22 protein-coding genes are annotated in these 20,791 nt (G+C 73.2%); 16 read left to right on the forward strand and 6 right to left on the reverse strand.

All coding sequences use genetic code 11. The annotated features are described in order from the left end of the window. Positions 1-9: 9 nt before the first annotated feature. Positions 10-231, reverse strand: coding sequence for a hypothetical protein (locus tag K3554_RS00955; protein ID WP_259942457.1), 222 nt, complete (start codon positions 229-231; stop codon positions 10-12). Here K3554_RS00955 and K3554_RS00960 point away from each other — a divergent pair. After that, positions 230-1,123: a mechanosensitive ion channel family protein gene (locus tag K3554_RS00960; RefSeq protein ID WP_259942459.1), complete on the forward strand. Its 894-nt coding sequence runs from the start codon at positions 230-232 to the stop codon at positions 1,121-1,123. The genes K3554_RS00955 and K3554_RS00960 overlap by 2 nt on opposite strands. A 115-nt stretch (positions 1,124-1,238) precedes the next feature. On the opposite strand, the gene K3554_RS00965 is transcribed toward K3554_RS00960, so the two are convergent. Then, positions 1,239-2,315, reverse strand: a complete 1,077-nt coding sequence (locus tag K3554_RS00965) for an ornithine cyclodeaminase (protein ID WP_259942463.1) — start codon at positions 2,313-2,315, stop codon at positions 1,239-1,241. A gap of 1 nt (position 2,316) precedes the next feature. Beyond that, a complete protein-coding gene (gene rocF / locus K3554_RS00970; RefSeq protein ID WP_259942465.1) occupies positions 2,317-3,237 on the reverse strand; it encodes an arginase in 921 nt (306 codons plus the stop codon). Between the two features lie 104 nt (positions 3,238-3,341). Between rocF and K3554_RS00975 the strand changes: the two genes are divergently transcribed. Beyond that, the gene (locus K3554_RS00975; RefSeq protein ID WP_311200350.1) at positions 3,342-3,773 is read left to right on the forward strand and encodes an Lrp/AsnC family transcriptional regulator; all 432 of its coding nucleotides are present in this window, start codon (positions 3,342-3,344) and stop codon (positions 3,771-3,773) included. A gap of 1 nt (position 3,774) precedes the next feature. Here the strand turns inward: K3554_RS00975 and K3554_RS00980 are convergent, their stop codons facing one another. Next, the gene (locus K3554_RS00980) at positions 3,775-4,263 is read right to left on the reverse strand and encodes a peroxiredoxin (protein ID WP_259942467.1); all 489 of its coding nucleotides are present in this window, start codon (positions 4,261-4,263) and stop codon (positions 3,775-3,777) included. Positions 4,264-4,341: 78 nt separating this feature from the next. On the opposite strand from K3554_RS00980, the gene K3554_RS00985 reads away from it, so the two are divergent. Next, positions 4,342-5,544, forward strand: a complete 1,203-nt coding sequence (locus K3554_RS00985; RefSeq protein WP_259942470.1) for an NAD(P)/FAD-dependent oxidoreductase — start codon at positions 4,342-4,344, stop codon at positions 5,542-5,544. A 7-nt stretch (positions 5,545-5,551) separates the two neighbouring features. Then, on the forward strand, positions 5,552-6,106 hold the full coding sequence (gene rsmD, locus K3554_RS00990; RefSeq protein ID WP_259942473.1) for a 16S rRNA (guanine(966)-N(2))-methyltransferase RsmD: 555 nt from the start codon (positions 5,552-5,554) through the stop codon (positions 6,104-6,106). 6 nt (positions 6,107-6,112) lie between these two features. Here the strand turns inward: rsmD and K3554_RS00995 are convergent, their stop codons facing one another. Beyond that, entirely contained in the window at positions 6,113-6,790 is a 678-nt protein-coding gene (locus K3554_RS00995) for a hypothetical protein (RefSeq protein WP_259942476.1), read from the reverse strand. A 97-nt stretch (positions 6,791-6,887) separates the two neighbouring features. Between K3554_RS00995 and recQ the strand changes: the two genes are divergently transcribed. Next, complete coding sequence (gene recQ, locus K3554_RS01000; RefSeq protein ID WP_259942479.1) at positions 6,888-9,014, forward strand: DNA helicase RecQ; 2,127 nt, start codon at positions 6,888-6,890, stop codon at positions 9,012-9,014. A gap of 1 nt (position 9,015) precedes the next feature. Continuing rightward, positions 9,016-9,783 carry a peroxide stress protein YaaA gene (gene yaaA, locus K3554_RS01005; protein WP_259942481.1) on the forward strand — a complete coding sequence of 256 codons (768 nt, stop codon included), beginning with the start codon at positions 9,016-9,018 and terminating at the stop codon, positions 9,781-9,783. Positions 9,784-9,904: 121 nt separating this feature from the next. On the opposite strand, the gene K3554_RS01010 is transcribed toward yaaA, so the two are convergent. Then, positions 9,905-10,342, reverse strand: a complete 438-nt coding sequence (locus tag K3554_RS01010) for a tellurite resistance TerB family protein (protein WP_259942484.1) — start codon at positions 10,340-10,342, stop codon at positions 9,905-9,907. An 86-nt stretch (positions 10,343-10,428) separates the two neighbouring features. On the opposite strand from K3554_RS01010, the gene K3554_RS01015 reads away from it, so the two are divergent. The 10 genes from K3554_RS01015 to K3554_RS01060 all read left to right on the forward strand — a co-directional run bounded on the left by K3554_RS01015 (position 10,429) and on the right by K3554_RS01060 (position 20,787). Further along, positions 10,429-12,009 carry a lysine--tRNA ligase gene (locus tag K3554_RS01015; RefSeq protein ID WP_259942487.1) on the forward strand — a complete coding sequence of 527 codons (1,581 nt, stop codon included), beginning with the start codon at positions 10,429-10,431 and terminating at the stop codon, positions 12,007-12,009. A 55-nt stretch (positions 12,010-12,064) separates the two neighbouring features. Then, entirely contained in the window at positions 12,065-12,460 is a 396-nt protein-coding gene (locus K3554_RS01020; RefSeq protein ID WP_259942489.1) for a DUF4864 domain-containing protein, read from the forward strand. 102 nt (positions 12,461-12,562) lie between these two features. Continuing rightward, complete coding sequence (locus tag K3554_RS01025; protein ID WP_259942492.1) at positions 12,563-14,860, forward strand: glycosyl hydrolase family 28-related protein; 2,298 nt, start codon at positions 12,563-12,565, stop codon at positions 14,858-14,860. A 79-nt stretch (positions 14,861-14,939) separates the two neighbouring features. After that, entirely contained in the window at positions 14,940-15,803 is an 864-nt protein-coding gene (locus K3554_RS01030; RefSeq protein ID WP_259942495.1) for a branched-chain amino acid aminotransferase, read from the forward strand. Further along, positions 15,800-16,912, forward strand: coding sequence for a hypothetical protein (locus tag K3554_RS01035; RefSeq protein ID WP_259942497.1), 1,113 nt, complete (start codon positions 15,800-15,802; stop codon positions 16,910-16,912). Before K3554_RS01030 ends, K3554_RS01035 begins: the two co-directional genes overlap by 4 nt. A gap of 67 nt (positions 16,913-16,979) precedes the next feature. Continuing rightward, positions 16,980-17,435, forward strand: a complete 456-nt coding sequence (locus K3554_RS01040; RefSeq protein ID WP_259942499.1) for a universal stress protein — start codon at positions 16,980-16,982, stop codon at positions 17,433-17,435. A gap of 145 nt (positions 17,436-17,580) precedes the next feature. Continuing rightward, positions 17,581-19,092: a serine protease gene (locus K3554_RS01045; RefSeq protein WP_259942502.1), complete on the forward strand. Its 1,512-nt coding sequence runs from the start codon at positions 17,581-17,583 to the stop codon at positions 19,090-19,092. Positions 19,093-19,201: 109 nt separating this feature from the next. Then, positions 19,202-19,762, forward strand: a complete 561-nt coding sequence (locus K3554_RS01050; protein WP_259942503.1) for a NifU family protein — start codon at positions 19,202-19,204, stop codon at positions 19,760-19,762. Beyond that, a complete protein-coding gene (gene tsaB / locus K3554_RS01055) occupies positions 19,755-20,366 on the forward strand; it encodes a tRNA (adenosine(37)-N6)-threonylcarbamoyltransferase complex dimerization subunit type 1 TsaB (protein WP_259942504.1) in 612 nt (203 codons plus the stop codon). The genes K3554_RS01050 and tsaB overlap by 8 nt, the downstream gene beginning before the upstream one ends. After that, the gene (locus K3554_RS01060) at positions 20,359-20,787 is read left to right on the forward strand and encodes a GNAT family N-acetyltransferase (protein ID WP_259942505.1); all 429 of its coding nucleotides are present in this window, start codon (positions 20,359-20,361) and stop codon (positions 20,785-20,787) included. The genes tsaB and K3554_RS01060 overlap by 8 nt, the downstream gene beginning before the upstream one ends. The last annotated feature ends 4 nt before the right edge of the window (positions 20,788-20,791 follow it).

Here is a 20,791-nt window from a genome sequence, read left to right on the forward strand (position 1 = left end):
GTTAAGTTGTCAGACAGAAGCACAAGCTGCACTTAAAACCTTTACACTATTAATTCCAGTTTTCTGTACAATGGCAAAAATGCAAGTAATAATGTTGAATTTGGCGCCGATATAAAGTTTGCGCGGCTTTGGGTTTTTTGTCTCTATCGTGGAGACTATTCCGTAGACTGGCAGCGCATCGCAATTGCGGTTAACAACTACGCTGACCCATACCGCGGAGCGCCCTTCCATGAACGAACTCCTCTCCCGAGAGATCTACGCCGGCCGCGCGCTTGGCGACTTCCTCAGCCTCGAGTTCCTGGCCTCGATCCTCGGCGACATCCTCGCCGCCGCCGTGATCCTGATCCTGGCCTTCGCCGTCTCGGGCTGGGTCTCGCGGCGCATCCAGGGGCTGTCGGCGCGGCACGCCAAGCTCGACGACACCCTGTTCGACTTCCTCGGCAACATCGCACGCTACGCGATCCTGATCCTCGCCGGCGTGGTGGTGCTCAACACCTTCGGCATCCAGACCACCTCGATCGTCGCCGTGATCGGCGCCGCGGGCCTCGCCATCGGCCTCGCGCTGCAGGGCACCCTGTCGAACGTGGCCGCCGGCGTGATGCTGATCTTCTTCCGGCCCATCAAGCTGGGCGACTTCGTGGAGATCTCGGGCCAGATGGGCACTGTGAAGTCGATCAACCTCAACTTCTGCGAGCTGGCCTCGGTGGGCAACGTGCAGATCATCATCCCCAACAGCCAAGTCTGGGGCAACACCATCGTCAACTACACCGCCTACGACATGCGCCAGGCCGAGTGGCACTTCGGGGTCAGCTACGACGCCGACCTCCATCTCGCCGCGCAGGTGATCCGCGACACCATCACGTCCGACCCGCGCTTCGTGCCCCTGCCCGAGCCGACGGTGCTGGTGGACAGCCTCGCCGACAGCTCCGTGAACTTCCTGGTGCGCGCCTGGGTCAAGCGCACCGACTTCTTCGGCTTCTCGAAGGACATGAACCGCGACGTGAAGATCGCCCTCGAGAGCGCCGGCATCTCCATCCCCTTCCCCCACCGCACCGTCATCGTGCAGCGCGGCGCGGGCGCCCCCGAGTTGTCGGACGAGCAGGCGGCCTCGGCGGGGGCCTGAGCGCGGCACTCCCCTTCCTCTGGCCCGAAATATCTCGGGGTCCGGGGCAGAGCCCCGGCGTCCCGAAGTATGCACGGGGGGTGCACAGGGGGTGCACGCATGGCGCCCCCCCGATTCAGCCCTCCGCCGCCCGCCGCACCATCCCGAAGAGATCGCGCGGATCGTCGGGATCGGCCAGCAGGTCCAGCTCCGCGAAGTGCCCCGTGCGGCGCATCTCGCCGTGGATGTGGCGCAGCGCTGAGAAGTCCTCGGTGGCGAAGCCGACGCTGTCGAACAGCGTGATCTGCGAGGCCGCCGTGCGCCCCTCCGCCTCGCCCGCGATCACGCGCCAGAGCTCCGTGACGGGGTGGTCGTCGCCCAGTTGCTGGATCTCCCCCTCGACCCGCGTCTGCGGCGGATATTCCACGAAGATCGAAGACCTTAGCAGAATGTCGCGATGCAGCTCGGTCTTGCCCGGGCAGTCCCCGCCGATGGCGTTCAGGTGGACCCCCGCGCCCACCATGTTGTCCGAGAGGATCGTCGCCTGCCGCTTGTCGGCGGTGCAGGTGGTGATGACGTCGGCGCCCTCCACGGCCTCCTCGGGCGAGGCGCAGCGGACGACCTCCAGCCCCGACCCGGCGAGGTTGCGCGCGGCCTTCTCGGTGGCCGCCGGATCGACGTCGTAGAGCCGCACCGTCTCGATTCCCAGCCCATGCTGGAAGCCCAGCGCCTGGAACTCGCACTGCGCCCCGTTGCCGATCATGGCCATCGTGCGGGAATCCTTCGGCGCCAGGTACTTGGCGGCCATCACGGAAGTTGCGGCGGTGCGAAGCGCAGTCAGCACGGTCATCTCGGTGACCATCACGGGGTAGCCCGTGTCGACGCGCGCCAGCACCCCGAAGGCGGTCACGGTCTGGAAGCCGCGCGCCATGTTGGCGGGGTGGCCGTTCACGTACTTGAACCCGTAGTGCTCGCCGTCCGAGGTGGGCATCAGCTCGATCACGCCCTCGCGGGAGTGCGAGGGCACGCGCGCGACCTTGTCGAACTCGGGCCAGCGCCGGAAGTCGGCCTCGATGCGCTCGGCGATGGCGAGGATGGTCTCGGGGATCCCGGCCTCGTTCACAATGCGCATCATGTCGGCGACCGACACGAAGGGCACCATGGCCAGCTTCGAGGGGGCGGGGGCGGCGGTGTCGGGGGTCGGGGCGGTCATCTCAGTGGCTCCGGGTGGGGCGGTCGAGCACCGACTTGCCGAACAGCGAGGACACGAGGTCCACCATCAGCGTCGCGGTGCGGCCGCGCTCGTCGAGGAAGGGGTTCAGCTCGGCCAGGTCGAGCGAGGTGGCGAGGCCCCAGTCGTGGAGCGTCTCCATGATGAGGTGCGCCTCGCGGAACGTGGCGCCGCCGGGCACGGTGGTGCCCACGGCCGGCGCGATGGACGGGTCCAGGAAGTCCACGTCGAGCGAGACGTGAAGGTCGCCCCCCGCCTCCTCGACGCGGGCGAGGAAGGCCTCCAGCGGCGCCTTGATGCCGTGCTCGTCCACGTGGCGCATGTCGGCCACGTCGATGCCAGCCTCGCCTAGCGCGGCGCGCTCGGGAGCGTCCACGGAGCGCAGGCCGATCATGCAGATGCGCTCGGGCGCGACCGTGGCGAGGGGCGCGGGGAAGTGCGGCGTGAAGTCCGCGCGGCCCGTGAAGTAGGCGACGGGCGTGCCGTGGATGTTGCCGCTGTCGGTGGTGGCGAGGTCGTGGATGTCGCTGTGGGCATCGAGCCAGAGCACGAACAGCGGCCGGTCGCCGGCGCGCTTCGCCATGCCCGCCACGGTGCCCGCGGCCATCAGGTGGTCGCCGCCCAGGAACACCGGCACGGTGCCCGCGGGCACGGCGGCGGCGGCCTCCTGGATCGCGGCGGTCCAGCCGGCGCAGGCGGCGAGGTTCTTCAGGAGCGGGTTCGGGTGCGGGGGCACGTCGCGCGCCTCGGGGCGGACGTTGCCGGCGTCCTCGACCGCGTGGCCGAGGGCGGCGAGGGCGCGCTCCAGCCCGGCGGTGCGCAGGGCGTCGGGGCCCATGAGGCAGCCGCCCCGGCCCGCGCCGTCCTGAAGAGGGATGCCGATCAACTGGATGCTCTTGGTCATGGGGTCTCCTGTCCGTTGCCTCCGATGTCGTCCCTTGGCATGGCGGCTCCAAGCCGGAATAGTGCGCGATCGGGACAGTCCCCTGCGCGGAATGGGCGGTGCGGATGAGCGATCTGGACGATCTGGACCGGCGACTTCTGGCCGCGCTCGCCGCCGACGGGCGCGCGACCATCTCGGCGCTGGCCGCCGCGCTGGGGGTCACGCGGGCCACGGTGCGCGCGCGGATGGAGCGGCTGGAGCGCTCGGGCGAGATCGCGGGCTATCGGGCCGTGCTGCGCTCCGACCTGGCCGACGCGCCCGTGCGCGGCATCGTACTGCTGGAGATCGAAGGCCGGGGCGCGGCGCGCATCGCAAGGGGCCTCGCGGGCATGCCCGAGGTCACCGCGGTCCACTCCACCCACGGGCGCTGGGACCTCGTGGCGGAGCTGGCGACCGGCACGCTGGAGGCGCTGGACGCGGTGCTGGCGCGCATCCGCGCCGTGGAGGGGGTGAGCCGCAGCGAGACGAGTCTCTACCTCTCGACGCTGCGGCGCTAGCTCAGGCGTTCTGGAGCAGGCTCTCGCCGGTGGTCAGCTCGCACACGCCGCGCTCCTCCTCGACGTTGAACGCGCGCACCTCGCCGTCGTCGGCCAGCATCGCGTAGCGCGCCGAGCGCCCGTAGAGGCCCACGGCCGGGGCGTCGAAGTCCGTGCCAATCGCGCGGGTGAAGCTGCCGTCCGCGTCCGCGAGCATGACGATGCCGGCCTCGAAGGCGCCGGTCTCCTCGCCCCAGTGGCGCAGCACGAAGGGGTCGTTCACGGCGATGCAGATGATCGCCTTCACGCCCTTCTCTAGGAACGCGTCCTTGGTTCGGATGAACGAGGGCACGTGGCTGGCCGTGCAGGTGGGCGTGTAGGCGCCCGGCAGGCCGAAGATGGCCACGCGGCGGCCCGAGAGGAGGCTGGAGAGCGTCACCGCCTCGTGACCTTCGGCGTTCACGCGGATCAGTTCGGCGTCGGGCAGGGTCTCACCCGTGGCGATGGTCATGGCGGCTCTCCGGCGTTGCCTTGTACAAGGGCTGCCATATACCCCGCCGGGACGCGCCTGCCAGAGAGGACCGCCGCAATGGAGCACATCGCCGTCATCGGCGCGGGCCAGGCCGGATCGGTCGCCTGCGAGACCCTGCGCAAGGAAGGCTACGCGGGCCGCCTCACCCTCTGGGGCGACGAGCCGGAGCTGCCCTACCAGCGCCCGCCCCTCTCGAAGGCCTACCTGCTGGGCGAGATGGAGCGCGAGCGCCTCCACTTCCGCCCCGAGGCCTTCTGGGCGGAGCGGGGCGTGGAGCTGCACCTCGGCACCCGGATCGAAGGGATCGACACGGAGGCGCGCACCCTGCGCCATGCGGGCGGCACCAAGACCTGGGACGCGCTGATCCTCGCGACCGGGTCGGTGCCGAACCGCCTGCCCGCCGCCGCTGGGGGCGACCTGGAGGGCGTGTTCACGATCCGCACCCTCCGGGACATCGACCGCTTCGAGCCCCACGTGCGCGAGGGCGCGCGCCTCCTGGTGGTGGGCGGCGGCTACATCGGGCTGGAGGCCGCCGCCGTCGCCCGCAAGCGGGGCATGGCGGTGGTGCTGCTGGAGGCGGCGGAGCGGCTGCTCTCCCGCGTCGCCGCGCCCGAGACCGCCGCGTGGTTCGCGGACCTCCATCGCTCGCACGGCGTGGAGATCCGCGAGGGCGCGCGGCTGGAACGCCTGCTCGGCGAGGGCCGCGTCACCGGCGCGCGCCTCGCGGACGGCTCGGAACTGCGGGCCGACGCGGTGGTCTGCGGCATCGGCGTGCGCCCCGCCACGGCGCTGGCCGAGGCGGCGGGGCTGGAGATCGCGGACGGCATCGCCGTGGACGCGAGGGGGCAGACCTCGGCGGCGGGCGTGTGGGCGGCGGGCGACTGCTGCTCGTTCCCCTGGCGCGGGGGCCGCGTGCGGCTGGAGAGCGTGCCCCACGCGATCCACCAGGCCGAAGTGGTGGCGCGCAACGTTCTGGGCGGCGCCGAGGACTACCATGCCGTGCCGTGGTTCTGGTCCGACCAGTACGACGTGAAGCTCCAGATCGCCGGCGTGAACGCGGGCCACGACCGGGTGGTGGTGCGCGACGGAGGCGCGGCGCGCTCGCACTGGTACTTCCGCGGCACGGAGCTGCTGGCGGTCGACGCCATGAACGACCCGCGCGCATACATGGTGGGGATGCGCTTGCTGGAGGCGGGCCGCTCGCCCGACCCGGCGCAGGTGGCCGACGCCTCGGTGCCCGCGAAGGCGCTGCTCGCATGAGCGCCCCGTGAGGATCGTGGGGGGGCGCTGGCGCGGGCGGCGGCTGGCCTCCGTGGGCGTGGGGGACGCGGCGGCGCACCTGCGCCCCACCACGGACCGGGTGCGCGAGAGCATCTTCAACCTCCTCGCCCACGGCGCCCACGGCATGGCGCTGGAGGGCGCACGGGTGCTCGACGCCTTCGCCGGCACCGGTGCGCTGGGGCTGGAGGCGCTGAGCCGGGGCGCAGCGGAGGCGACCTTCGTGGAGAACGGGCGAAAGGCGCTCGCGATCCTGCGCGAGAACGTGGCCCTTCTGGAGGCGCCGGCGCGGATCGTGGCGCGCGACGCGCGCAGGCCCGGGCCGGGCACGGCTCACGACGTGGTGTTCCTGGATCCGCCCTACGGCCGGAGCCTCGGCGCGCCCGCGCTGGAGGCGCTGGCGCGCGAGGGCTGGATCGCGCCCGGCGCGCTGGCGGTGTGGGAGGAGGGCGAGACGCCCCGGGCGCCGGAGGGCTGGACGCTGCTCGACGCGCGCCGCTGGGGCGACACGGCGGTGGCCCTCCTGCGGCGGGACGCGTCCTAGGGGCGCCTACCGGCGCACGAAGGCCAGCACGTCGCCCACCCGCGCCGCGGCGTGGAGGCCGGTGGTCGCCAGGGCGGCGACCAGCGCGTCGAGGTCGGCCTCGCCGTCGGGGTAGCGGGCGGGGTGGCAGGCCAGCACGGCCACGTCGCAGCGCTCGAACACCGGGGCCTCGGCGGCCACCATCGCCGCCTCGGCGCCGCCGATGTCGCAGACCAGCGCGAAGCGGTCCGGCAGGCGGGCGAGCAGGGCGGCGAGCGTGATGGCCGGCACGTCGTAGCATTCGCGCGCCGGGCCGATGCCGAGGCTGGCGGCGCCGGAATGGTCCACCGCGGCGGCGATCACCTCGGCTTCGGGCGCGGCGTCGCAGACCAGCGCGGCGCGCAGGGGATCGGCCTCCACCGCGAGGTGGCGGGCGGCGGGGCCGATGCGGGCGCGCAGGGCGGGCGAGAGGGTCCCGCATCCGGCGCCGAGCTCGATCACGTCGGTGCCGGGGCGCAGGTGGAAATCGACCAGCGTGGCCTTGGACGCATCGGAGGGCGAGCGCGCCGGGCGGCGTCCCCCGAGCGTCGCGGCACGCGCTTCGAGGCCGTCGAACATGCCGCCGAGGGTGAACGGGCCGGACAGCCGGTCCTGCGCCCAGTCGAGCCCGGCGCGGCGGATGCGCCGTTGGAATCGTCGCGTCATGCCGAACATTGCGAAGCCTCCGTGCGGAATGGCTCCAGCCTAGCGCGGGAGTATGACGAAAATGCGAAGGAGCCCCGCTTGTTTACGGGATCGCAACATGCGATTTCGATGCTCCGCCGCCCAGCCCGAGCCCCGCGAGGTGCCCTTGACCGCCCTGCCCGACGCCCCGCCCGCCGGCCCCGCCCCCCTGCCCGACCTCGACGCGCTGCTCGCCTCGGTGTTCGGCTACGGCGCGTTCCGGCCCGGCCAGCGCGAGGTGGTGGAGGCGGTGGCCGCCGGCGAGGACGTGCTGGCCATCATGCCCACGGGCGGCGGCAAGTCGCTGTGCTTCCAGCTTCCCGCGCTCGTGCGCGACGGCCTGACGGTGGTGATCTCGCCGCTGATCGCGCTGATGCGCGACCAGGTGCGTGCGCTGCAGGAGGCGGGCGTGGAGGCCGGCGCGCTGACCTCGGGCAACACCGACGAGGAGATCGACGCGGTCTGGCAGGCGATCGAGGAGGACCGGCTCAAGCTGCTCTACATCGCGCCCGAGCGCCTCGCCTCGGGCGGCACGGAGCGGATGCTGCGCCGGGCGCGCTGCTCGCTGATCGCCGTGGACGAGGCGCATTGCGTCGCCCAGTGGGGTCACGACTTCCGCCCCGACTACCTGCGGATCGGCCCCCTGCGCCGAAGCTTGGGCGTGCCGCTTGCCGCCTTCACCGCCACCGCCGACGCCGAGACCCGCGAAGAGATCGCGGAGCGCCTGTTCGAGGGCGCGCCCACCACCTTCCTGCGCGGCTTCGACCGCCCGAACCTCTCCCTCGCCTTCCAGCCCAAGAACGGCCCGCGCCGCCAGATCCTGAGCTTCGCCGCCGCGCGCCGGGGGCAGTCGGGCATCGTCTACTGCGGCACCCGCGCTAAGACCGAGACGCTGGCGCAGGCGCTGCGCGAGGACGGCCACGCCGCCTGCCACTACCACGGCGGCATGGAGGCCGAGGACCGCCGCGTGGTCGAGAGCCGGTTCGCGCGCGAGGACGGGCTGGTGGTGGTGGCAACGATCGCCTTCGGCATGGGCGTCGACAAGCCCGACATCCGCTGGGTGGCGCAGGCCGACCTGCCCAAGTCGATCGAGGGCTACTACCAGGAGATCGGCCGCGCGGGCCGCGACGGCGCGCCCGCCGACACGCTCACGCTCTATGGCGCCGACGACATCCGCTTCCGCCGCTCGCAAGTGGACGAGGGGCTGGCCCCGCCCGAGCGCAAGGCCGCCGACCACGGGCGGCTGAACGCGCTCCTCGGCCTCGCCGAGGCGCAGGGGTGCCGCCGGCAGGTGCTCCTGCGCTACTTTGGGGAAGATTCCGCTCCTTGTGGCAACTGCGACCTGTGCGAGAAGCCGCCCGAGCTGTTCGACGGCACCACCGCCGTGCGCAAGGCGCTGTCGGCCATGCTGCGCACCGACGAGCGGTTCGGCACGGGGCACCTGATCGACGTGCTGCTGGGGAATGCGACCGAGAAGATGCGCCGCTTCGGCCACGATCAGCTGCCCACCTTCGGCGCCGGCGCGGACATGCCCAAGCACCAGTGGCAGGCGGTGTTCCGGCAGATGATGGGCCTCGACCTCGTGCGCCCCGACCCCGAGCGCCACGGCGCCCTGCGCTTCATGGAGGCCGCGCGCCCCGTGCTGCGCGGCGAGGCCGAGGTGACGCTGCGCCGCGACACGATCCAGAAGGCCGAGCGCCGCCCGCAGGTGCGCCAGCTCGTCTCCGAGGAGGACGCGCCGCTCCTGTCCGCGCTCAAGGCCAAGCGCCGCGCGCTGGCCGAGGCGCAGGGCGTGCCCGCCTACGTGGTGTTCACCGACCGCACCCTGATCGAGATGGCCGAGACCCGGCCCGCCACGCTGGATGCGATGGCGCGCGTCTCGGGCGTGGGCGCCACCAAGCTGGAGCGCTACGGCGCGGCCTTCCTCGCCATCGTCACCGGCGAGGCGCCCGAGGAGGTTCACCCCGCCCGGCGCAAGCTGGCGGGGCGCGGCGAGGGCGCGCTCTACGACCGGCTGCTCGCCGCTCAGTCCGAGTTGATCCGCGGCGAGGACGGGCACGGCAAGCCCATGACCTGCACCTCCTCGGTGCTGGCCAAGGTCGCCAAGGCTCCGCCCGACCGCGCCGCCGTGGACCGCATCCTGGGCGAGCGTCATGCCGAGCGCTTCGGTGCGGCCTTCACCGCCGTGCTGGAGGCGGAGGACTGAGATGCTCGTCGTCGTCTCGCCCGCCAAGCGCCTCGGCGCCACGGACGTCGCCGCCGCCACCGCGCCGCGCTTTCCCGAGGAGACCGCGACGCTCGTGCGCGCGCTGCGGCGGCAGGGGATCGCCGGGCTGGCGGCACTCATGGACCTGTCGGAGCCGCTGGCCCGCCTGAACCGCGACCGATACCGCGATTGGGACGCCGCCCCCGAGACGCCGGCGGCGTTCACCTTCGCGGGCGACACCTATCTGGGACTGGAGGCGGCGACGCTGGACGCCGACGCCCTTCGGTGGGCGCAGGAACGCCTGCGGATCCTATCGGGCCTCTACGGCGTCCTGCGTCCCCTGGATGCCATCCGCCCGCACCGCCTGGAGATGGGCACGAAGCTGCGGACCCGCCGGGGCCGGGACCTCTATCGCTTCTGGGGCCCGCGCATCGCGGAGACCTTGCGCGCCGACGCCGAGGCGGCGGGCGCGCGGGTGGTGCTGAACTGCGCGAGCGTGGAGTACTTCGGCGCCGTGGACCGCGAGGCCCTCGGCCTTCCCGTCGTCACGCCGGTGTTCCTGGAGGACCGCCCCGGCGGGCCGAAGCAGATCGGCGCCTTCGCCAAGCGCGCCCGCGGCGCCATGGCCCGCTTCGCCGCCGAGACCCGGCTAGAGGCGGCGGACGACCTACGCGCCTTCGCCGCCGGCGGCTACCGCTGGCAGGCAAGCGACTCCACCCCGGAGCGCCCCGTCTTCCTGCGCACCGAGGCGGACCAGGCTGCAGCCTAGCCCCCCTTCCTCTGGCCGGAAATATCTCGGGGGGTTCGCGGGCTTCCCGGGATCGGTCCAGTGGACCGATCCCCCCGCGGACGGGCGAAGCCCCGGCCTCGGGGGCAGAGCCCCCCGGCGACTAGAACCGCAAGTGCCGCGCCCGCGCCCCGCGCTCGATCGCGGCGGCATGGAGCGGGTCGATCTCCAGCTCCTCGCGCAGCTCCTGCAGCATCCGCAGCTCGCTCTGCTTCAGCTTGCCGTCCGCGGCGGCGATGTCGCACGACAGGGCGTAGGCCGTCTCCCAGTGGGTGCGCGGCACGGCGGAGCGCACGAGGCCGATGATGGCGTCGAGGCCGTCCTCCTCCTCCAGGAGGTCGAACACGGTCTGGCTGACCACCCCGATCCGATCGGTGTCGTAGTCGGCGAAGACCGGCAGGTGGTCCACGGTGCGCTCGATGGTCAGCAGCTCCGACGTGCGGATGGTGGCGTCCGAGACGGACACGGTCATCATCAGCGCGACCAGCGCGTCCTGCGGCGAGAAGCTCGCCCCGTCGAGGATGTCCTTGGCTTCGGTCATGGCATGTCCCCCGGACCTCGATCCTATTTGACCATGCCGCACTGCCGCAATAGGGACGGCGCGTTTCCCCCGAGAGGACCGAGCCCATGACCGCCCTGCGCGACGCCGCCCTGAAGTCCAAGGCCTGGCCGTTCGAGGAGGCCCGCCGGCTGCTGAAACGCTACGAGGCGGCCCCGCCCGAGAAGGGCCACGTGCTGTTCGAGACGGGCTACGGCCCCTCGGGCCTGCCGCACCTGGGCACCTTCGGCGAGGTGGCGCGCACGACGATGGTGCGCCGGGCCTTCGAGACGATCTCGGACATCCCCACGCGGCTGGTGTGCTTCTCGGACGACCTCGACGGGATGCGCAAGGTGCCGGGCAACGTGCCGAACCCGGACGCGCTGACGGGGCACCTGCAGCGGCCCCTGACCTCGGTGCCAGACCCGTTCGGCGCCCACGAGAGCTTCGGCCACCACAACAACGCGATGCTGCGCCGCTTCCTCGACACGTTCGGCTTCGAGTACGAGTTCATCTCGGCTACCGAGTTCTACGGCTCGGGCCGCTTCGACGACGTGCTGCGGCGCTGCGCCGAGCGCTACGACGCGCTCATGGCGATCATGCTGAAGTCCCTGCGCGAGGAGCGGCAGCGGACCTACTCGATCTTCCTGCCGATCCACCCCGAGACGGGCCGCGTGCTCTACGTGCCCATGAAGCACGTGGACGGGGCGGAAGGCACCGTGACCTTCGACGACGAGGAGGGGCGCGAGTGGACGCTGCCCGTCACGGGGGGCAACGTGAAGCTACAGTGGAAGCCCGACTTCGGCGCCCGTTGGGCGGCGCTCGGCGTGGACTTCGAGATGTACGGCAAGGACCACTCGACCAATACGCCGATCTACGACGGCATCTGCCGCACGCTGGGGGCCAAGCCGCCCGAGCACTTCACCTACGAGCTGTTCCTGGATGCGGAGGGCGGCAAGATCTCGAAGTCGTCGGGCAACGGGCTGTCGATCGATGAGTGGCTCCACTACGCGGCCACCGAGTCCCTGAGCTACTTCATGTACCTCAAGCCCAAGACCGCGAAGCGGATGCACTTCGACGTGATCCCGAAGATGGTGGACGAGTACCACCAGCAACTCCGCGCGTACCCTTCGCAGGACGCCGACAAGCAGGCCGCCAACCCGGTGCACCACATCCACGGCGGGGACGTGCCGGCCTCGGACATGGTGGTGCCGTTCACGATGCTCCTGAACCTCGCCTCCGTGGCGGGCGCCGAGAGCAAGGAGACGCTCTGGGGCTTCATCCGCCGCTACGCGCCCGACGCCAGCCCCGAGGCGAACCCGCAGCTCGACCGCGCGGCCGAGGGCGCGGTGCGCTACTACAACGACTTCGTGAAGCCGGCGAAGACCTACCGCCCGCCCTCGGAACCCGAGCGCGAGGCGCTGGAAGCGTTGCGCGACCGCCTGCGGGATTGGGACGGCGAGCGCACCGACGAGGCGCTGCAGGGCGTGGTCTACGAGATCGGGCGCGAGCGCTTCGATCCCATGCGCGACTGGTTCCGCGCGCTCTACCAGGTGCTGCTGGGCGCCGATCAGGGGCCGCGCTTCGGCGGGTTCATCGCGCTCTACGGCGTGGAGGAGACGGCCGCGCTGATCGACCGGGCGCTGGCGGGCGAGTTGGCGAAGGCGTGATTTGATCGGGGCGGGCGGCGCCTTAGGCTCGGAGGGGACCTCAGGGAGACCCGTCATGCGCCACTGGATCGCCGCCGCCCTCCTCGCCCTCGCCACGCCCGCCGCCGCCGATCCGGATGCTGTGCAGGGCGTGATCGACAGCCAGATCGAGGCGTTCCGCGCCGACGACTTCGCCGAGGCGTTCACCTACGCCGCGCCGATGATCCAGGGCATGTTCGGCTCGCCCGAGCGGTTCGGGCAGATGGTTCGGCAGGGTTACCCGATGGTCTGGCGCCCCGGTACCGTCGAGTACGGCCGCTCCGAGGGCGAGGGGCGCATCTGGGCGCAGGAGGTGACGATCGTGGACGGCGCCGGGCAGCCGCACCGGCTGCTCTACCGCATGGTGCGGATGGGCGGCGCGTGGCGGATCGCCGGCGTGGAGCTGCTGCGCGCGCCCGACGTGGCGGTCTGAGCGCGCCCTTCCCGTCCGTTAACCCCGTCTGAACCGCTCGCCCGGAGGAATCCCGTCTTCCGGGCGGGCGCGGCCCGCCCCTCACAGGCGCGGGGACCGGGCATGAACAAGGCGATCACCGAGGGAATTCGGCTCATGCCGGAGCCGTGGCTGGACGGGCTGGACGACTGGTCGAACCAGGACGGGCTGCCGGACGACGACAGCTACGCCAACCGCACCGACGCGGTGGTGGTGCCGGCCGACCAGGACTTCGGAGGCTGCTGCGAGCTGTCGAAGACGCTCGACACTCAGAAGATCCGCTACATGGTGCGCACCCCGGTGGAGCCGGGCTGCTACCTGCGCGTCTCGGCGCGGGTGAAGGCGGTCTCGGGGCCGCTGCCGCGGGTGCGCGCCGCGGCCTTCCCGGTGGGCGCGGACGGTGCGGGCGTCGCCGGCCTGCCGCAGGGCGCGGCGGAGGTGCAGCTGATTGCCTACGGCGAGGTGGTCGAGGTCTCGGGCATCGTCGGAATCGGCGCGCGCGGCGGCGTGGACGTGGCCTGGGACGACCGGGTGCGCAACGCCCACGTGGGCCTCGACCTCTCGGGGCCGAACGGCGGCGTCGTGCGGATCGACGACATCCGCGTCGAGGACGTGACCGGCGCCTTCCTGCGCGACATGATCGCGGTGGCGGACGTGCGCGACTACGGCGCGCGGGGCGACGGGCTGGCGGACGACACGGCCGCGTTCCGCGCCGCCGACGCCGCCGCGCGCGGGCGCACGCTGCTAGTGCCCGAGGGCCGCTACCGGATCACCGACGACCTTTCCCTCGGCAGCCCCGTGCGCTTCGTGGGCACGCTCGACATGCCCGCCTCGAAGCGCCTGTCGCTGGTGCGCTCCTACGACCTGCCCACCTACATCTACGCGTTCGGGGGCGACCAGGAGGGGCTGGAGCGGGCGGTGCAGGCGCTGTTCGACTTCACCGACCACGACACGCTCGACATGTGCGGGCGCCGGGTGGAGCTGACGCGCCCCCTCGACGTGCAGGGGGTGGTGGGCGACAAGACCACCTACGCCAACCAGCGCAAGATCCGGAACGGCCAGATCCACGTGGTGGGCGGCGCGGCCTTCGACACCGACACGTGGTCCGAGTCCTGCTCCTACTCGCCTTCGGCCCCGCGCGAGCTGCGCAACGTCGCGCAGGTCAGCGCGATCGAGGTGGGAAGCCTCGTGACCGCCTCCACGGGCGTGGGCCGCGAGGTCTACGTCTCGGGCAAGAGCGTGTCGGGCCAGAAGCTCTACCTCAGCCAGCCGCTCTGGGGGGCGCCCGCGTCGCAGACCTACACCTTTCGGCGCTTCCGCTACGCGTTCGACTTCTCGGGCTGGGCGAACCTCCAGCGCTTCACGCTGCAGGACATCGAGTTCCTGCTCGCCGACAAGGCCAGCGGCATCCTGCTGCCGCCCGTGGGGCTGATCTTCCACGTGAAGGACTGCTTCTTCACCGGGCCCAAGGACCGCGGCCTCACCTCGCACGCCGAGGGCTGCCAGGGGATGCTGATCGACCGCTGCCAGTTCCTGAGCACCGAAGGCGGGCAGGACGTGGGCGCGCGGCACACGATCGGGTTCAACGTCAACAAGAACGACTGCAAGATCCGCAACAACCGGGCGGTGAAGTTCCGCACTTGGGCGGTGATGGCCGGCTCGGGGCACATCGTCACCGGCAACCACTTCTTCCAGGGCGACAACACGTCCTTGGGCTCGCGCACCGCCGGCATCGTGTTCGCCGAGGCGCAGGCCAAGACGGTGTTCCAGGCGAACTACGTGGACAACTGCACGATCGAGTGGACCAACGAGTACGACCCCGTCCCCGCGTTCGCTTCGGAGCTGAGCTTCGGCGGCCTGCAGATCCTAGGCAACATCATCTTCTCGTCGAACGTGCCCTCCAGCTTCGCGCCGCTGCGCATCAAGCCCTTCGGCGCGGGGCACTACATCAACGGCCTCACGGTGGTCGGAAACACGTTCAAGACCATCAAGGGCGAGGCGCTCTCGCGGGTCGACAAGGTGGACACCTCGCGCGCCGATCTCGACCACGGGCGCTACGCCGACGTCGCGTTCCACTCCAACACCTTCCACTCGGTCACCCGGCAGGCGCAGAACCCGGTAACCGTGCCCCTGGTCCAGAGCAGCCCGGACGCGACCTGGGACCTCGACCTCACCGACTACCTGCCCTTCGGCGGCGAGGCGCGGGTGGTGCAGGCGGTGCTCCCCGAGGGGCGCATCCGCGACGCGGACAACGCGACAGTCTGGGACATGCCGTACGCCGCCGGCAAGCAGGGCTCCGACCGGCAGACCGTGCGCATCAGCTGGCGCAAGCCGGTGAAGGGCAAGGTGTTCGTGACCGCGCGCTGCGACGCGCCGACCTGACCGCGCGGTGGGGCCGGGGAGCGCTGGACGCCCCCCGGCCCGCTTCCTAGGGTGCGCCCGAATCGGGAGGAGCACCGCGATGGCGTTCGGCAAGACGATCCGCACCTGGCACGAGGGCCGCTGGCACGACGGCGACGTGATGGTGATGCGCGCGGCCGACCACGGCATGTGGCAGGGCTCCAGCGTGTTCGACGGCGCGCGGCGCTTCGAGGGGGTGATGCCGGACCTAGACCGCCACTGCGCCCGCGTGGTGCGCTCCGCCGAGGCGATGATGATCCGCCCCACCCTGTCGGCGGTCGAGATCGAGGCGATCGCGCGCGAGGGGCTGGAGGGCTTCGCGCCCGGCGAGGCGGTCTACGTGCGGCCCATGTTCTGGGCGATCCACGGCTCCGACGTCGGCGTCGCGCCCTCGCCCGAGGAGACCGGCTTCGCGCTGTGCCTCGAGACGGTCCCGATGCCCGCGCCCGAGGCCGCCACCACGCTCACCCGCACCCGCTTCCGCCGCCCCGTGCTGGAGGACGCCGTGTGCGACGCCAAGGCGGGCTGCCTCTATCCCAACAACGCCCGGATGCTGGTCGAGGCGCGCGCCAAGGGCTTCGGCAACGCGCTGGTGGCGGACGCCCTGGGCAACGTCGCCGAGAGCGCGACCTCGAACGTGTTCGTCGTGCGCGACGGCGTGGTGCTGACGCCCGTGGCCAACGGCACCTTCCTCGCCGGCATCACGCGGGCGCGCCACATCGAGAACCTGCGCGCCGACGGCGTGGAGGTGCGCGAGGCGGTGCTGTCGTTCCGCGACGTGGAGGAGGCCGACGAGGTGTTCCTGTCGGGCAACCTCGCCAAGATCACCCCCGTGACCGCCTTCGACGACCGTCGGTACCAAGTCGGCCCCATCACCCGCCGGGCGCGCGAGCTCTACTGGGACTGGGCGCTGTCGGCGGCATGACCGCGCCGCGGCGCGAGCCGCCGCTCCACCGCACGGGGCCGCGGCCCGCGGCGCCGCGCCCGCCGCCGACGCGCCGGCGCGGGTGGGTCCGGACGCTGCTGCGCACGCTGCCGACGCTCCTTACGCTTGCCGCCCTCCTCGCGGCCCTCGCCACGAACCCGTTCGCCGCGCCCTGGGCGGAGCGCGAGGGCCGCGCGCTCGCTCTCGCGCTGGAAGGGGCGGTGCGGCGCACCGCGTCCGAGGCGTGGATCGCCGGCGCCCTGGGCGAGGCCGTCGCCGCCGGGGACGCCGAACGCGCCGCGATGCTGCTGGAGCTGGCCGCCGACCTCGGGCGCCCCGTGGACGCCGCCGCGCGCGCCGGGGCCGAGGCGCTGATCGCGCGCGAAGCCGGCGCGCTCGCCACCGCCACGTCCTGCGCCGCCTGCATGGCCGACGCCGCGCGGTGCCGCTCGGCCGCCGAGATCGCCGCCTGTGCGGTGCCGTTCGAGCTGTCCCCGCTGGGCGACCTGAACGCCCTGCGCCGCGCCGGGGTGACCTGGGCCGAGGGCGCCGAGGTGGACCGGCTCGACGTGGCGCTGGCCCTCGTGGGGCTGGGGGCGACCGGGGCGCTGCTGGCCTCGGGCGGCGGCAGCGCGGCGGTGAAGGCGGGCGCGGGGCTCCTGCGGCTCGCCCGGCGCATGGGCACGCTGACCCCTGCGCTCACCCGCCAGCTCGACCTGCCGGTGGCGTGGGGGCGCCTGCCCGCCTTCGCCGCCGGGCGCGCGACGCTGGACGAGGTGACCGACGCTGCCCGCCTCGCGGCACTGGGGACGCTCGCCGCCGACATGAGCCGCGTGCGCCGCGCCACCTCCACGGCGGACGCCTTGCGCCTCGCGGCCCTCGTGGACGGCCCCGAGGATGCCGCCCGCCTCGCCCGCGTGGCCGAGGCCATGGGGCCCCGCACCGCGCGCACCGCCGCCGTCCTCGGCAAGGGGCGCCTGTTCCGCGTTACGGTGCGGCTCACCCGCGCCGCCGCGGGCACGCTCGCGCTCCTGTGGCTCGCGGGCGTCCAGCTCCTGTGCGCCGCCGCGGCGTGGCTCGGGGGGCGGGTGCTGCGCGCCGCGCTCTGACGCGGGCGCGGTGGACAGCCCCCCGCCCGCCCGCCATGGTGCGCCGGCGAGGATGCGGGGAGGCACGATGCGCAAGTTCCTGGTGGTGCTGGACGACAGCCGCGAGTGCCTCAACGCCATGCGCTTCGCCTCCATGCGCGCCGAGAAGACCGGCGGCGGCGTGGAGGTGCTCTCGGTGATCCCGCCCGACGAGTTCCGCCACTGGATCGGCGTGGGCGAGGTGATGCGCGAGGACGCCCGCGAGCGCATCGTCGCCCACTTCGAGGTGTTCGCGAAGTGGATGCGCTCGAAGCACGGCGTGGAGCCGAACCTCGTGATCCGCGAGGGCGTGCCCGCCGAGGAGATCCTGGCCCAGGTCCGCGAGGACCCGCAGATCGGCGTGCTCGTCCTCGGCGCGGCGCCCGAGCGCGGCGACCCCGGCCCCCTCGTCACCCAGCTTTCCAAGGCCTCCGGCACCCTGCCCGTTCCCCTGACGATCGTGCCCGGCACCCTCACCCGCGAGCAGCTCGAGGCGATCAGCTAGGCCCCGGGCGCCGTCCCCCGCTATCCGATAGCCCTTCGCTCCCGGCGTTCCGGGCGCTAGCGTCCCCCCCCGACGGCGCATCCCGGGGGGAACCACTCCGCCCCCGGGCGCGTCCCCTAACCGCCACCATCCGAGGACCGCCGCCATGCTCCGACCCCTCCTCGCCGCGCTCGCGCTCGTCGCCGCCGCCGCGCTCGCGACCGCGCCCGCCACGGCGCAGGTCCGCCTCGACGCCCCGTTCGACCCCGGCGCGCTGGACCGGCAGGAGGTGCGGATCATGCAGGCCGCGCTGACCCTCGCGGGCAGCTACGACGCCTCCATCGACGGGCTGTGGGGCGCGGGCAGCCGCGAGGCCCTCGCCCGGTTCCAGGACCGGTTCGGCCGGGGCGACGTGGTCACCTGGGACACCGTGAAGCGCCTGCTCGACGCCTACGAGCGCGAGCGCCGGGCCAGCGGCTGGCAGGTGGTGTCGCGCCGCGACGCGGGGGTCTGGCACCTGCGCCCCGAGGCGATCCTGCGCCGCGACGAGACCGCCGAGGACATCCGCTTCGCCACCGAGGACGCCGGGCTGATCCTGCTCGTCAGCACCTCGCCCGAGCGCCCGCGCGAGATCCACGACGCCGTGCTCGCCGACCGCCAGCGCGGCGCCGAGCCGCTGGAGCGCGAGGCCCCGGGCCTGCTGGTCACCGGCGCCAAGCTGCGCGGCGGGCGCAACGCCTACGTGCGCTCCGACAGCTACGACGGCGGCGCGCGCTGGCTGACCCACGTGATCGTGGCCGACGACGCCAACCTCGCCCGCGCGCTCCTGATCCTCTCCAGCGTCTCACGCGAGCCCTACGCGAACCTTGCGGTGGGGCCGGACGGCACGCTGGCCGACCTCCTGGGCGCCTCGGGGCGCGCGCCCGAGAGCCCCGTCGCCGAGCCGGGCGGCGAGGGCTTCGCCGTGGCCGCCGTGGGCTCCGTTCTCGGCGGCCTCATGGACGGCTCGCTCGAGCGCACCGAGCGGCGCGTCGAGCAGGCCCTACGCGCCGAGGAGGAGCGCCGCGAGGCGGAGCGCGCGGCGCGCGAGCGCGAGCGCGACCTCGCCCTGCCGCCGCCCGCCGCGGAGCCCGAGCGCGTGTTCGCCACGGGCTTCTACGTGAACCCCTCCGACATCCTCTCCACCGAGCCCATGGCCAACGCCTGCCGCGCCATCGGCGTGCAGGGCGGGCCCCTCCTGCGCCGCGTTGCCGTGGGCCAGGGCTTCGCGGTGTTCACCGCCGACGGGGGCCGCTCGGGGCCGTGGCTGCGCCTCGCGCCCGAGGCGCCCGCCGAGGGCACCCCGGTCTCGGCGGTGTCGTTCCGCCCCGGCAACGGCGCCCTGCGCGAGGCGCGCGGCCGGGTCGGCGCGCGCCGCGCCAACGAGCTGGTCGATCACTCCGCCGTGCTGCGCGGCAACGGCATCGCCGGCACGCCGCTGATCGGCGACGACGGCCGCGTGGTGGGCACCGTGCGCCCCGGCGAGATCGACGCGATGGTCGGCGTCGAGCGGGCCGTGGACTGGCTGCGCGACAGCGGCATCGACTTCGCCACCGATGCCCGCCCCTCGGCGGCGGTGCGCGGCGCGGTGCCCGAGGAGGTGCGCGGCGCCGTGGTGACGCTCGACTGCCGCGACTGAGGCTCCGCGGCGGCCTCCGCGGGGGCCACCGCGCGTTTTAGAACGGTTCCAGAACCTTGACTCCCCCGGGCCGGCTCCGCACATAGAGGGCCGACCCGGAGGCGTCCCCATGTTCATCCAGACCGAGACCACCCCGAACCCCGCCACGCTCAAGTTCCTGCCCGGACAGAGCGTGCTCGACAGCGGCACCGCGGACTTCCCCACCCCCGAGAGCGGCGCGCCCTCGCCCCTCGCCCGCCGCGTGTTCGGCGTGGACGGCGTCTCGGGCGTGTTCCTCGGCGGCGACTTCGTGACCGTGACCAAGGACGAGGGCGTGGCCTGGGACCACGTGAAGCCCGCGATCCTCGGCGCCATCATGGAGCACTTCCAGTCCGGCGAGCCGGTCATGGAGGGCGCGATGGAGGCGGCCCACGGCTCGAACCACGACGAGGCCGACGACGCGGTCGTGGGCCAGATCAAGGAGCTGCTGGACACCCGCGTGCGCCCTGCCGTGGCGCAGGACGGCGGCGACATCACGTTCCATGGCTTCGACCGGGGCGTGGTGTACCTGCAGATGCGCGGCGCCTGCGCGGGCTGCCCCTCGTCCACGATGACCCTGAAGATGGGCATCGAGAACCTCCTGCGGCACTACATCCCCGAGGTGGTCGAGGTGCGCCCCGTCGGTGTCTGACCGACTGACACTGGGCTTCGACACGGCGGCCGCGCATTGCGCGGCCGCTCTCGTGTCGGGGGACCGCGTCGTGGCCGAGGGCTTCGAGGCGATGGCGCGCGGCCAGGCCGAGGCGCTGTTCCCGCTGCTGGACGGCCTCCTGCGCGAGGCCGGGGCGGCGTGGGACGACCTCCACGCCCTCGGCGTGGGCGTCGGCCCCGGCAACTTCACCGGCATCCGCATCGCCGTGGCCGCGGCCCGGGGGCTGGCGCTGGGCCTCCGCATCCCCTGCGAGGGGGTGAGCGCCTTCGAGGCCCTCGCCCCGGACGAGGACACCCCCGTCGCCGTGGCCGCCCCGCGCGGCGCCATGCACGTCGGCTGGCGCGGCGGGCAGATGCTGCTGGAAGCGGGCGCCCCCTGGCCAGAGGGCTGGCCCCGCCGCGCCGCGGGCGCCGCGGTGAACGGCATCGAGGCGGTGCCGGCCCGTCCCCTCGCCCAGTCCATCGCCCGCATCGCCGCCGCGCGCGCCGCGCCCGGGCGCCCCCGGCCCGCGCCGCTCTACGGGCGCGAGGCCGACGCCCTGCCCCGCTCCGACCCGCCGCCGCGGATCATCCCGGATGCCTGACGCGGCGGCGTGGGCCGCGCTCCACGCCCGCTGCTTCCGCGGCCCCGAGCGCTGGAGCGAGGCCGCGATCCGCGCCGCCCTCCACGACCCCCTCGGATTCGCGGCTGGAGACGACGACGCCTTCGCCCTCGGCCGCGCGGTGGCGGGCGAGGCGGAGCTGCTGACCCTCGCCGTCGCCCCCGAACGCCGCCGCGAGGGCCGCGCCCGCGCGCTTCTCGCCGCCTTCGAGGACGCCGCCCGCGCCCGGGGCGCCGCCGAGGCGTTCCTGGAGGTGTCCGAGGCGAATGCCCCCGCCCGCGCGCTCTACGTCGCATCAGGCTGGCGCGAGGCCGGGCGGCGCCGCGGCTACTATGCGGGCACCGATGCGCTGGTGCTGCGCCGGGTGCTCGGCGGGGACGCGGCGCCCGGAACATCCGGTTGACCTT

Origin of the sequence: Jannaschia sp. W003, from assembly GCF_025144335.1 — a bacterium.
Lineage (GTDB): Bacteria > Pseudomonadota > Alphaproteobacteria > Rhodobacterales > Rhodobacteraceae > Jannaschia.